This window comes from Lysinibacillus sp. A1, from assembly GCF_000801965.1.
Lineage (GTDB): Bacteria > Bacillota > Bacilli > Bacillales_A > Planococcaceae > Lysinibacillus > Lysinibacillus fusiformis.
This window is the reverse complement of the sequence record NZ_JSZM01000021.1, coordinates 69,642-84,249: the sequence shown is the minus strand read 5'-3', so window position 1 is coordinate 84,249 and position 14,608 is coordinate 69,642. Positions and strand designations below refer to the sequence as shown.

The 14,608-nt window shown below is 39.5% G+C and carries 9 protein-coding genes; all 9 read right to left on the bottom strand.

Annotated features, from left to right (window positions below; all coding sequences use genetic code 11):
- Positions 1 to 41 precede the first annotated feature (41 nt).
- Entirely contained in the window at positions 42 to 1,058 is a 1,017-nt protein-coding gene (locus tag PI85_RS17295) for a sensor histidine kinase (RefSeq protein WP_036121612.1), read from the bottom strand.
- Between the two features lie 6 nt (positions 1,059 to 1,064).
- On the bottom strand, positions 1,065 to 1,754 hold the full coding sequence (locus PI85_RS17290; protein ID WP_082011588.1) for a response regulator transcription factor: 690 nt from the start codon (positions 1,752 to 1,754) through the stop codon (positions 1,065 to 1,067).
- A 157-nt stretch (positions 1,755 to 1,911) separates the two neighbouring features.
- On the bottom strand, positions 1,912 to 3,099 hold the full coding sequence (gene tuf / locus PI85_RS17285) for an elongation factor Tu (RefSeq protein ID WP_008181778.1): 1,188 nt from the start codon (positions 3,097 to 3,099) through the stop codon (positions 1,912 to 1,914).
- Positions 3,100 to 3,235: 136 nt separating this feature from the next.
- Positions 3,236 to 5,314, bottom strand: a complete 2,079-nt coding sequence (fusA, locus tag PI85_RS17280; protein WP_036121615.1) for an elongation factor G — start codon at positions 5,312 to 5,314, stop codon at positions 3,236 to 3,238.
- 80 nt (positions 5,315 to 5,394) lie between these two features.
- Positions 5,395 to 5,865: a 30S ribosomal protein S7 gene (rpsG, locus tag PI85_RS17275; RefSeq protein ID WP_025116448.1), complete on the bottom strand. Its 471-nt coding sequence runs from the start codon at positions 5,863 to 5,865 to the stop codon at positions 5,395 to 5,397.
- Positions 5,866 to 6,013: 148 nt separating this feature from the next.
- Positions 6,014 to 6,433, bottom strand: a complete 420-nt coding sequence (gene rpsL / locus PI85_RS17270) for a 30S ribosomal protein S12 (protein ID WP_008181595.1) — start codon at positions 6,431 to 6,433, stop codon at positions 6,014 to 6,016.
- A 98-nt stretch (positions 6,434 to 6,531) separates the two neighbouring features.
- Positions 6,532 to 6,780, bottom strand: a complete 249-nt coding sequence (locus PI85_RS17265; protein ID WP_025116449.1) for a ribosomal L7Ae/L30e/S12e/Gadd45 family protein — start codon at positions 6,778 to 6,780, stop codon at positions 6,532 to 6,534.
- Positions 6,781 to 6,918: 138 nt separating this feature from the next.
- Positions 6,919 to 10,602: a DNA-directed RNA polymerase subunit beta' gene (rpoC, locus tag PI85_RS17260; protein ID WP_036121619.1), complete on the bottom strand. Its 3,684-nt coding sequence runs from the start codon at positions 10,600 to 10,602 to the stop codon at positions 6,919 to 6,921.
- A 203-nt stretch (positions 10,603 to 10,805) separates the two neighbouring features.
- The gene (rpoB, locus tag PI85_RS17255; RefSeq protein ID WP_008181590.1) at positions 10,806 to 14,381 is read right to left on the bottom strand and encodes a DNA-directed RNA polymerase subunit beta; all 3,576 of its coding nucleotides are present in this window, start codon (positions 14,379 to 14,381) and stop codon (positions 10,806 to 10,808) included.
- Positions 14,382 to 14,608 lie beyond the last annotated feature (227 nt).

Sequence of the window (14,608 nt, the reverse complement as noted above, 5' to 3'; positions counted from 1 at the left end):
GCGTTTTACATGACAATATAAAAAGGTAGGTGACATTTTCGTCATCTACCTGTTAGTTTGACATATTCATTTTGTAATGGGAACCGTAGCGTAAATAATGAACCCTCACCTACATTCGATTGAACATTTATACGGATACCTATTTTTTGCGCGACATTATATGCTAAGTAAAGACCCATACCAGTAGACTGAGTAGATTCTCTCCCTACGTTACCTGTATATGACTTTTGAAAAATTCTAGGTAAATCCTCCGAGGGTATACCAATACCTATATCTTTAATATGTAATAAAGTCGCACCTGTTGGGTCAAGTTCAGTAAAAATCGTTACCTCTGAATTGGCTGAACTATATTTTATGGCGTTCGAGAGAATTTGCCGTACAATAAATGCTAGCCATTTACCATCCGTCATCACCTTTTCTGTCAGTTCATCTATTTCAAAACCAATTCCCTTTTCTATACACCAGGCTTGCATAGCTCGAATCTCTTTATAAACAATTGGTTTCAACTCAATTTCGGTTAAATAATTGTCCTTTTCTATAGAAGTAAGTCTAGTTTGGTGCAGCTGTTGATCAACTAACAGATGTAGTCTTAACCATTCATTTTCTAATTTTCGACGTGTGGACAAATCCTCTACATGGTCTAACATTAGATTTATAGTTGTTAAAGGTCCTTTTACTTCATGAACCCATGCCAGCAACTCATCTGAATACTCTTGGAGCTGCACTTTGGCCTGATTCAATTCCATATTCTTCTCATGAAAGACATCCTCTATTTTTCGAAAGCCCACTTCTTGAAAAGGTGATAATGATAAGCTACTTTTATGTGCTTCATCAAGATGACCATCCATATTTCCCAGGAAATCATTTAATTTCCCAACTTCAGCGATAAAGCGCCATACGAAAAAGAGTGCGAAACTAACAAGCAAACTAACATTTACATACCAAATAGACACACTATTTAAACCAACATCTAAAGAAAATAGCACGTTTAATAGTACCATTATAAATCCAAAAAAACCGATCCATGCAAAGCGCTCTTTTATAAATAATAGTAACAAATTAGTTCACGTCCCTTGGGTTACTGCTATATAGCCAAGTCCCTTTTTGGTTAGAATCACTTCATGTAAGCCAATATCCTCTAACTTTGCGCGTAAACGGTTAACATTCACTGATAACGTATTATCGTTTACAAAACGTTCATCATCCCACAGTTTTCGCATTAGTTCATCTCTTGAGACGATATGATTAGCCTGTTCCACTAAGATGCGCAATATAAAGAGTTCATTTTTTGTTAAGGGTGCTATAGCTCCATCACACATAATTTCACTCCTTGCATAATCAATAACGGCTTCGTTAAAGCGTGTAACATCCATCTTTGCTTCAACATAGTCATATGTTCTTCGTAAAATAGCCTGTGCTTTGGCGAGTAATACTTCCATATGAAAGGGTTTTTGTATAAAATCATCTGCACCCATTTGCATAGCCATCACCATATCCATTGGATGATCTCGCGAGGATAGAAAAAGGATTGGCACATTGGAGAGATGACGAATTTCTCGACACCAATGAAAGCCATCATAGGCAGGCAACTGAATATCAATTAGCACAAGATGTGGCTTCACTTCTATAAAATCATCCATCACCTTTTGAAAATTTTTAGGTCCAACAACTTGTAATGACCATTGTGCAAAACGTTCTTCAATCATACTAAATATCGACGGATCATCTTCTATCAGTAAAATTTTCATCTCCATATTCAAATCCCTTTCTGCTTAATTATTTAACCTAGATGACATGCTCGCTGTTATGTATTCATACACTAATTAAAACCTTAATTACTTTTATTTTAACATAAAAAACCAATCTGTAAGCGTCCCTACAGATTGGTTTGACTATTAGCGAAAGCTAAAATTATTTTTGGATAGAAGCAACTACGCCAGCGCCTACAGTACGGCCACCCTCACGGATAGAGAATTTAGTACCTTCTTCAAGAGCGATTGGAGCGATAAGTTCAACTGTCATTTCGATGTTATCACCAGGCATTACCATTTCAACGCCTTCTGGTAAGTTACAGATACCTGTTACGTCAGTTGTACGGAAGTAGAACTGAGGACGGTAGTTAGAGAAGAATGGAGTATGACGGCCACCCTCTTCTTTTGATAAAACATAAACTTCAGCTTTGAAGTTAGTGTGTGGAGTAATTGAACCTGGTTTAGCTAATACTTGACCACGTTGGATTTCTTCACGAGCAACACCACGAAGTAAAGCACCGATGTTGTCACCAGCTTCAGCATAGTCTAATAATTTACGGAACATTTCTACACCAGTTACAGTAGTAGATTTAGCTTCTTCAGCGATACCGATGATTTCAATTACGTCTCCAACTTTAACTTGACCACGTTCAACACGGCCAGTTGCAACTGTACCACGACCAGTGATAGAGAATACGTCCTCTACTGGCATCATGAATGGTTTGTCAGTTTGACGTTCTGGAGTTGGGATGTAAGAATCTACAGCGTCCATTAATTCAACGATTTTTTCTTCCCATTCTGCTTCGCCTTCAAGAGCTTTAAGAGCAGAACCTTTGATTACAGGAATATCGTCACCTGGGAAGTCATATTCAGATAGTAGGTCACGGATTTCCATTTCTACTAATTCTAATAATTCTTCGTCATCAACCATATCACATTTGTTCATGAATACTACTAAGTATGGAACACCTACTTGACGAGATAAAAGGATGTGTTCACGAGTTTGTGGCATTGGGCCATCAGCAGCAGATACTACTAAGATACCGCCGTCCATTTGTGCAGCACCAGTGATCATGTTTTTAACATAGTCAGCGTGTCCTGGGCAGTCAACGTGTGCATAGTGACGAGTTTCAGTTTCGTATTCTACGTGAGAAGTATTGATTGTGATACCACGCTCTTTTTCTTCAGGAGCGTTATCGATGTCAGCGTATGATTTAGCTGTACCACCCATTTTTTTAGAAAGAACTGTAGCGATTGCAGCAGTTAAAGTAGTTTTACCATGGTCAACGTGTCCGATTGTACCAATGTTAGCATGCGTTTTAGAACGGTCAAATTTTTCTTTAGCCATTAGAGATTGCCTCCTCAAAATTATATGTTTTATTTTTGAAATTTATAGAATGAATGCTGATAGAGAACGGGCCCATCCCCTATCCTGCAATCATAGCTTACAAATTAGTTATACTTTATGCAAGATGAAAATTCAATTATTCACCTTTATTTTTTTTGATGATTTCAGCAGCAATTGATTTTGGTACTTCTTCATAATGATCGAATGTCATTGAGAATACACCACGACCTTGCGTTGCAGAACGAAGAGTCGTTGCATAACCAAACATTTCTGCTAAAGGAACCATAGCACGAACAACTTGTGAGTTACCGCGAGCATCCATACCCTCAACGCGACCGCGACGAGAAGTAATGTTACCCATGATATCACCAAGGTATTCTTCTGGAATTACAACTTCTACTTTCATCATTGGTTCTAAGATAACAGCATCACATTGTTTAGATGCTTCTTTAAGAGCCATAGATGCAGCAATTTTGAACGCCATCTCATTCGAGTCAACGTCATGGTAAGAACCGAATACTAATTTCGCTTTAATATCGATTAGAGGGTAACCAGCTACTACACCGCGGTCAAGAGAGTCACGAAGACCAGCTTCAACTGCAGGAATGTATTCACGAGGAATTACACCACCAACGATAGCGTTTTCGAATTCAAAGCCTTTACCTTCTTCATTTGGAGAGAACTCAATCGTTACGTCACCATATTGTCCACGACCACCAGATTGGCGAGTGAATTTACCTTGAACTTTTGCAGAGCCACGGAATGTTTCACGGTAAGATACCATTGGAGCACCTACGTTAGCTTCTACTTTAAATTCACGGCGCATACGGTCAACTAAGATATCAAGGTGAAGTTCACCCATACCTGAGATGATTGTTTGTCCAGTTTCTGTGTCAGTGTGAGCACGGAAAGTTGGATCCTCTTCTTGAAGTTTTTGTAAAGCTTGACCCATTTTATCTTGGTCAGCTTTTGATTTTGGTTCTACAGAAAGAGAAATTACTGGCTCAGGGAATTCCATTGATTCAAGAATAACTAGGTTTTTCTCGTCACAAAGAGTATCACCAGTAGTAGTATCTTTAAGACCTACTGCTGCTGCGATGTCCCCAGCGAATACTTTAGAAATCTCTTCACGAGAGTTAGCGTGCATTTGTAGGATACGACCTACACGCTCACGTTTACCTTTAGAAGAGTTTTGTACGTATGAACCTGAATCTAATGTTCCAGAGTACACACGGAAGAACGTTAATTTACCTACGAATGGGTCAGTCATAACTTTGAATGCAAGAGCCGAGAATGGCTCCTCATCAGAAGATTTACGTTCTAACTCTTCGTCACCATCAACAGAAGTACCTTTGATTGCTGGTACATCTACTGGAGATGGTAAGTAATCGATAACAGCATTTAACATTGGGCGTACACCTTTGTGTTTGAACGCTGTACCACAGATTACTGGGTAGAATTCTACTGCGATTGTAGCACGACGGATTGCCGCTTTAAGTTCCGCAACAGTGATTTCTTCGCCTTCTAAATATTTTTCCATGATATCTTCATCAACACTTGCAACAGCATCGATTAATTTTTCACGGTATTCTTCAGCTTGTGCGCGGTATTCTTCAGGAATTTCTCCCTCAGTTACTGCTGTACCTTTTTCGTCACCATAGAAAGTAGCTTTCATTTCAACCAAGTCAATGATTGCAGAGAACTGATCTTCAGCGCCGATTGGTAATTGAATAGGGTGAGCGTTTGCTTGTAAACGATCATGTAGAGTTCCTACAGAATATAAGAAGTCTGCACCTGTTTTATCCATTTTGTTAATGAATACAATACGTGGAACACCATAAGTTGTAGCTTGACGCCATACAGTTTCAGTTTGAGGCTCAACACCAGATTGAGCATCTAGTACTGTAACAGCACCGTCAAGTACGCGTAATGAACGTTCTACTTCTACAGTGAAGTCTACGTGTCCAGGCGTATCGATGATGTTTACACGATGGCCTGCCCATTGGGCTGTTGTTGCTGCAGAAGTGATTGTAATACCACGTTCTTGCTCTTGCTCCATCCAGTCCATTTGAGAAGCGCCTTCATGAGTTTCACCGATTTTGTGAATCTTACCAGTGTAATAAAGGATACGCTCAGTTGTTGTTGTTTTACCAGCATCAATGTGAGCCATGATCCCAATATTACGAGTATTCTCAAGTGAGAATTCGCGTTTCATAGGAAATTTCTCCTTCCATATTGGGGTAAAGACTGTATAAGAGACCTTGTGCTAACCAATCCGTTAACACATAGGTTATATTACCAGCGGTAGTGAGCGAATGCTTTGTTCGCTTCTGCCATTTTGTGCATATCTTCACGTTTCTTAACTGATGCACCAGTGTTGTTAGAAGCATCAAGAATTTCGTTAGCTAAACGCTCTTCCATAGTTTTTTCACCACGAAGACGAGCATAGTTAACTAGGTAACGAAGACCTAAAGTTGTACGACGTTCTGGACGAACTTCAACCGGTACTTGGTAGTTAGAACCACCAACACGGCGAGCGCGTACTTCAAGAACTGGCATTACGTTATTTAGAGCAGCTTCGAATACTTCAATTGGATTTTCACCAGAACGTTCTTTAACAATTTCGAACGCACCGTATAAAATCTTTTGAGAAGTACCTCTTTTACCATCAACCATCATTTTATTGATTAAACGAGTTACTAGTTTTGAACTATAAATTGGATCTGGTAACACGTCACGTTTGGAAACAGGACCTTTACGAGGCATGTGTTTTCCTCCTTTCGAATAAATATCGATTATTTTATAAGTTTGCCTTTTTATATTCGTCAATCAAATATCAAATCTGCTAGCAAGATTCAATATTTGTGACAATTAGTATAAGGCTCAGTTTTAAATAACGTTATTGAACGTTAAATTATTTTTTTTCTTTAGGGCGTTTTGTTCCGTATTTAGAACGTGATTGTAAACGACCGTTTACACCAGCTGTATCAAGAGCTCCACGTACGATATGGTAACGAACACCCGCTAAGTCTTTTACGCGTCCGCCACGGATAAGAACAACACTATGCTCTTGTAAGTTGTGGCCTTCACCTGGGATATAAGCTGTAACCTCAATTTGGTTAGTTAAACGTACACGAGCGTATTTACGTAACGCTGAGTTTGGTTTACGAGGTGTCATTGTACCAACACGAGTACAAACACCACGTTTTTGAGGAGATTTAACATCAGTTAAAGATTTTTTAAATGAGTTATATCCTTTGTTTAACGCTGGTGATTTTGATTTCGTGCTTTTAGATTGACGAGGCTTACGTACTAATTGGTTAATTGTAGGCATCGATTTTTCCTCCCTTCATTTATTCCTTGTTAATACCACACATCCAGGTGGTTCATTTTTTGGGTAAAAACAAAGTCTTTGTGTTTAATACACAAAAACTACTCTCCAGTAATTGCAACTACCGCAGCTCCAACGTGGATTCCACAGGCCTTGCCCAGTTCCTTTTTGGACTCAACAAGAATAACTGGTATACCGATTTCTCTCGCGAAAGATATGGCCAAATCGGTTACCCAATTGTCTGCATCAAGTGCCACAAGGAGTTCTTTCACTGAACCGGCTCGCATTGCTTTTACTGCTTGCTTTGTACCTATGATTGTTTGACTAGTCCTTACTTTATCATAAGACATTTTCATATCCTCCGAAGTACAGACAGTTAACTATCAACCTTCAATATATTATCATTACCATTTTATACTGTCAACTAATATCTTTAAAAAGTCCGAAGAGATGGCGTAATTCCATCTCTTCGGCACTATTATTAATGTTTATTCAGCAGAAACGACTTCAGTGTCAAGCTCATCTTTTTCGATGCGGATTTGACGGTAACGTTGCATACCAGTACCTGCAGGAACAAGTTTACCGATAATTACGTTCTCTTTTAATCCAAGAAGCTCGTCACGTTTACCCTTAATTGCTGCATCTGTTAACACACGTGTTGTTTCTTGGAACGATGCTGCAGATAAGAATGATTCTGTTTCAAGAGAAGCTTTTGTAATACCTAGAATTACAGGACGACAAGTAGCAGGATTTTTGCCATTCATAACAGCATCTGCGTTTGCCTCTGCAAATTGGTGGATATCTAGTAATGAACCTGGTAATAAATCTGTATCTCCAGCTTCTATTACACGTACTTTACGAAGCATTTGACGAACCATTACTTCGATATGTTTATCTCCAATTTCTACCCCTTGCATACGGTATACTTTTTGAACTTCTTTTAATAAATATTCTTGAACAGTTGAAACGTCTTTGACTTTTAACAATTGTTTTGGATCGATAGAACCCTCTGTTAAAACTTGACCACGCTCTACATTATCACCTTCGATAACTTTTAAACGTGCATTATAAGGCGCTTGATACTTACGAGTTTCTACGTCACCTTGAACAGTGATTTCTTTTAAGCCCTCACGGATTTCTGTGATATCTGAAACAGTACCTGCGATCTCTGAAATAACAGATTGACCTTTTGGATTACGTGCTTCAAAGATCTCTTGGATACGTGGAAGACCTTGTGTAATATCGTCCCCGGCAACCCCACCTGTATGGAATGTACGCATTGTTAACTGTGTACCCGGTTCACCGATTGATTGAGCTGCAATAATACCAACTGCCTCTCCTACCTCAACCTTTTCACCTGTTGCTAAGTTCATGCCGTAACATTTTTTACATACGCCATGTTTTGTATTACATGTAAATGCTGAACGAATAGTCACTTCTTCAATACCAGCTTCAATAATTGCACGAGCCACATCTTGATCGATTAAACCATCTTTGTTTAGAATCACTTCACCAGTTTCAGGGTGTAAGATTGTTTTCTTCGTATGACGACCAACAATACGCTCATCTAGAGCCTCGATTAGCTCTGTGCCTTCCATTAATGCACCAATTGTTAAACCACGGTCAGTACCACAGTCGTCTTCGCGCACAATTACATCCTGTGCAACGTCAACAAGACGACGTGTTAAGTAACCTGAATCGGCAGTTTTTAGGGCTGTATCGGCAAGACCTTTACGAGCACCGTGAGTTGAGATGAAGTACTCTAATACTGTTAAACCTTCACGGAATGAAGATTTAATTGGTAGTTCGATGATACGACCAGCCGGGTTGGCCATCAGACCACGCATCCCTGCTAACTGTGTAAAGTTAGATGCGTTACCACGGGCACCTGAGTCAGACATCATGAAGATTGGGTTTGTTTTCTCAAGAGACTTCATTAGTTTCGCTTGGATTTCATCTTTGGCAGCACTCCAGCTTGAGATAACACGGTCATAACGCTCATCTTCTGTGATGAAACCACGGCGGAATTGCGCTTGAACTTTATCTACTTTTTCTTGAGCTACTGCTAAAATTTCACCTTTGTCAGGTAATACGACGATATCAGATACACCAACAGTAATACCAGCACGTGTTGAATACTTGAATCCTAGGTTTTTCATGCGGTCAAGCATTTTAGATGTTTCAGTAATGTGGAAACGTTTAAATACTTCAGCAATGATATTTCCTAAGAACTTTTTACGGAATGGATTTACAACTGGTACAGATTCAAAATGCTTGCGCAATACAGCTGTACGTTGTGCGTCTATTTTCCCTTTTTCATCAAGGCTATTATAAGCACTATCTGATTCAAGCTCTTTTAGTGTGTCTTCGTCAATTGTTAATTTTGCAAAGTATTTTTCTGGTGTCACTTGCTCTAAGTTAAAATCAGTCGGCTCATTGATATAAGGGAATGATTCAGGCAAGATTTCGTTAAAGATTACTTTACCGACAGTCGTTAATAGGAACATATTATTTTGTTCCTCTGTGAATGTTGGGTTATTTAATGAACTAGCTTTAATAGCAATACGTGTATGCAAATGCACATGACCTGTATCATATGCGATTAAAACTTCGTTTGGACCGTAGAAAATAGTACCTTCTCCACGTGCATTTTCACGTTCAAGCGTTAAGTAGTAGTTTCCTAATACCATATCTTGTGAAGGTGTTACTACCGGTTTACCGTCTTTTGGATTCAGGATGTTTTGCGCAGCAAGCATTAAAAGACGAGCCTCAGCTTGAGCTTCAGCAGACAATGGTACGTGAACCGCCATTTGGTCACCATCGAAGTCAGCGTTATATGCTGTACATACTAATGGGTGAAGACGAATAGCACGACCTTCTACTAGTGTTGGTTCAAATGCTTGAATACCAAGACGGTGTAGCGTTGGTGCACGGTTAAGTAATACTGGATGCTCACGGATAACATCTTCTAATACATCCCAAACGTCGTTGTTTAAACGTTCGATTTTACGCTTAGCAGATTTAATGTTATGAGCAAGACCACGTTCTACTAATTCCTTCATAACGAACGGCTTGAATAATTCAATAGCCATTTCTTTAGGTAAACCACATTGGTACATTTTTAAGTTTGGACCTACTACGATAACGGAACGACCAGAATAGTCAACACGCTTACCAAGTAGATTTTGACGGAAACGACCTTGTTTACCTTTCAACATATGTGAAAGTGATTTTAGTGGACGGTTACCAGGACCTGTTACAGGACGTCCTCGACGACCATTATCAATTAACGCGTCAACAGCTTCTTGTAACATACGTTTTTCGTTTTGTACGATGATGCTTGGAGCACCTAAATCTAATAAACGTTTTAAACGGTTATTACGGTTGATAACACGACGGTATAAATCGTTTAAATCTGAAGTTGCAAAACGGCCACCATCTAATTGCACCATTGGACGAAGCTCAGGTGGAATTACAGGTAGTACATCTAAAATCATCCATTCAGGTGAGTTACCTGAGTTACGGAATGATTCAACAACCTCTAAACGTTTGATAGCACGAGTACGTCTTTGACCTTGTGCAGATTTTAACTCTTCTTTTAAAGAATGCGTCTCATCTTCTAGGTCAATTTTGGCTAATAATTTTTTAATTGCTTCTGCACCCATTGCAGCTTCGAATGTATTTCCGAATTTTTCGCGGTATGCACGGTACTCTTTTTCTGAAAGTAATTGTTTGCTTTCTAGATTCGTCGCACCAGCCTCAATCACAACGTATGAAGCAAAATAAATAACTTCTTCAAGTGCACGCGGTGACATATCTAAAATTAGACCCATACGGCTAGGAATACCTTTGAAGTACCAGATATGAGAAACTGGTGCAGCTAATTCGATATGACCCATACGTTCACGACGAACTTTAGCACGCGTTACTTCAACACCACAGCGGTCACAAACTACGCCTTTATAGCGAACACGTTTATATTTACCACAATGACATTCCCAATCCTTAGTTGGCCCAAAAATACGCTCACAGAATAAACCATCTTTTTCTGGTTTTAACGTACGGTAGTTAATTGTTTCAGGTTTTTTAACCTCACCATATGACCAAGAGCGAATCTTGTCAGGGGATGCTAAACCAATTTTCATATATTCAAATTCATTAACGTCTATCAAGGAGCCTACCTCCCTCTAGTATAGGTCTTTATAAAGACTCTTTTACGCAGCTCGATAATCGTTTGCAAAGAATTACCTCTTTGACAAAGGATTAGAAATAGAATGATGTATTAAAAGAAAAAGCCAGGCAGGGCGTTAAATCCTGCCCGGCTAATTTGAAAAATAAGTTTGACCTTATTCACTAATGTGAATATTGGTTTCCATTATTCAAAAGACTCTACTGGCTCTTCTTGAGTATCTGGCTGTGGTGCGATGTTAAGTGCATCAGCTGGTTGAAGATCTTCTTCTTCGTCTAAATCACGAAGCTCTACTTCTTCATCATTAACTGTTAGCATCTTAACGTCCATACCAAGAGATTGAAGTTCTTTAATCAATACTTTGAATGACTCAGGAACGCCTGGCTCTGGTACACTTTCACCCTTAACGATGGCTTCATATGTTTTCACACGACCAACAACGTCATCGGATTTAACTGTTAAGATTTCTTGAAGGGTATAAGCGGCACCGTATGCTTCAAGTGCCCATACTTCCATCTCACCAAAACGTTGTCCACCAAATTGCGCTTTACCACCAAGTGGTTGCTGCGTAACAAGTGAGTAAGGACCTGTTGAACGCGCGTGAAGTTTATCGTCAACCATGTGAGCAAGTTTGATCATATACATGATCCCAACAGATACACGGTTATCAAATGGTTCACCAGAACGGCCATCATACAGGATTGTTTTACCGTCACGGTTCATCCCTGCTTCTTCCATTGTTTCCCAAACGTCTTCTTCATTCGCACCATCAAATACTGGTGTTGCCATGTGGACGCCTAGGTAGCGAGAAGCCATACCTAAGTGTAATTCTAAAACTTGTCCGATATTCATACGAGAAGGTACACCAAGTGGATTTAACATGATATCTACTGGCGTGCCATCTGGCATGAATGGCATATCTTCTTCTGGCAAGATACGAGAGATAACCCCTTTGTTACCGTGACGTCCGGCCATTTTGTCCCCAACGCGAATTTTACGTTTTTGAACAATATAAGCACGAACTAATTGGTTAACACCTGGTGGTAATTCATCGCCATCTTCACGGTTAAATACTTTAACATCCAGAATGATACCGCCAGCACCGTGTGGTACACGTAATGATGTATCACGAACCTCACGAGCCTTTTCACCGAAAATAGCATGTAATAAACGCTCTTCAGCCGTTAATTCTGTAACCCCTTTAGGCGTTACTTTCCCTACAAGAATATCACCATCGCGTACTTCCGCACCGATACGGATAATACCACGTTCGTCTAGGTTACGAAGTGCATCTTCACCGACATTTGGAATATCACGAGTGATTTCTTCAGGTCCAAGCTTTGTATCACGAGACTCTGACTCATATTCTTCAATATGAACAGATGTATAAACATCGTCTTTTACAAGGCGCTCACTCATAATAACAGCATCCTCATAGTTAAAGCCGTTCCAAGTCATGAATGCAACAAGTACGTTACGTCCAAGAGCTAATTCGCCTTTTTCCATTGATGGACCATCTGCTAAAATATCGCGAGGCTTCACGCGTTCGCCAACTTTTACAAGTGGACGTTGGTTATATGAAGTACCTTGGTTTGAACGAATGAATTTTTGTAATTTATATTTTGTTAAATCGCCTTTAACCTCTTTGCCATCTACAACTTCAATGCGGCGAACATGGATAGAGCGAGCCTCAACGTGCTCAACAATACCATCATACTTCGCTACTACAGCTGCACCAGAATCACGTGCATCCACATGTTCCATACCCGTACCAACGAATGGTGCTTCTGGGTTAAGAAGTGGAACTGCTTGACGTTGCATGTTTGCACCCATAAGTGCACGGTTAGAGTCATCGTTTTCTAAGAATGGGATACACGCAGTCGCTGCAGAAACTACCTGTTTAGGAGATACGTCCATGTAGTCCATTTGAGCTTTATTGAATACTGTGTTATCACCACGGAAACGACCTACTACTTCGTCCTTTGCAAAACTGCCATCTGGATTTAATAGTGAGTTTGCTTGTGCTACGTAGTAGTTATCTTCTTCATCAGCTGTTAGGTAATCAATTTGTTCCGTTACTTGACCTGTTTCGTGATCAATACGACGGTAAGGCGTTTCGATGAAACCAAATTTATTTACTTTAGCGAAAGAAGATAATGAGTTGATTAAACCAATGTTTGGACCCTCTGGTGTCTCGATTGGACACATACGACCATAGTGAGAGTAGTGAACGTCACGTACTTCGAAACCAGCACGCTCACGTGTTAAACCACCAGGCCCTAATGCAGATAATCGACGCTTATGCGTTAATTCTGCTAATGGGTTTGTTTGGTCCATGAATTGTGATAATTGAGAGCTTCCGAAGAACTCTTTAATTGACGCAATTACTGGACGGATATTAATTAATTGTTGTGGTACGATAGCCGCTGTGTCGTTAATAGACATACGCTCACGTACTACACGTTCCATACGAGATAAACCGATACGGAATTGGTTTTGCAGTAACTCACCTACAGAACGTAGACGACGGTTACCTAAATGGTCAATATCATCTGTTGCTCCTACTTGATAAAGCAGGTTGAAGAAATAGCTTACTGAAGACAGTACGTCAGCAGGTGTAATATTTTTCACTTCTTCATCAATATAGGCATTACTAATGATATTAATTTCTTTTTGTGCTTCATCTTTCGGTGCATAAATTTTAATAGATTGGATTGTTACATCATCCTCAAGTACTCCACCAACTTGTGATAAAGTACGGAAACCAATACCTTTCGAAGAATCTTCTAGGTAAGGTAGGATTTTATCTAAAGTACGGCGATCAAGCACTGTACCTTTCTCTACTAAAATTTCGCCTGTTTCTGGATCTACAAGCGTTTCAGCAATCGTTTGGTTGAATAAACGATTTTTAATATGAAGCTTTTTATTCATTTTGTAGCGTCCAACATTCGCTAAATCATAGCGTTTTGCGTCGAAGAAACGAGAGTATAATAAACTTTTCGCACTTTCAACTGTTGGTGGCTCACCTGGACGTAAACGCTCGTAGATTTCTAAAAGTGCTTTTTCAGTACTTTCAGAGTTATCTTTTTCTAACGTATTACGTAAATACTCGTTATCACCGATAATATCGATAATTTCTTGGTCTGAGCCAAAACCTAATGCACGAAGTAATACGGTTACTGGTAACTTACGAGTACGATCAATACGTACATAAACTACATCTTTTGCATCCGTTTCATACTCTAACCATGCACCACGGTTTGGAATTACAGTAGCCCCAAAACCTTTTTTACCGTTCTTATCCGTTTTATCATGGAAATACACACTTGGTGAACGAACTAATTGTGAAACGATAACACGTTCAGCACCATTGATAATGAACGTACCTGTTTCAGTCATTAATGGGAAATCACCCATGAAGACATCTTGTTCTTTCACTTCGTCTGTTTCTTTGTTGTAAAGACGTACTTTCACGCGTAATGGAGCTGCGTAAGTAACATCTCGCTCTTTACACTCATCAACATCATACTTAGGATCACCTAATGAATAATCGATGAATTCTAATGAAAGATTACCTGTAAAGTCCTCGATCGGCGAAATGTCACGGAACATTTCACGTAAACCTTCTTCAAGGAACCACTCGTAAGACGCCGTTTGAATCTCAATCAGATTTGGAAGCTCAAGCACCTCTTTAATACGCGCAAAGCTTCTACGCTGGCGGTGTTGTCCGTACTGAACTAGTTGACCTGTCAACTCATTCACCCCTCAATAAAGCGATATTAGGTCTTTGCAAAATCATACAAATAGTGTATGCTTTCGAAAGACAAAAAGAAAACGAGTCTTCAAAAAGATCTCATTTTCGGTTAACTAAACTTATCTTGGCAAGTATACCCATATTAAAACATTTCTATACAAAAAGGGCATACGACCTCAAAATAATATTTTTGCATTGTATCATATTATCATAGCCGATTTGTCAAGTCAATAAA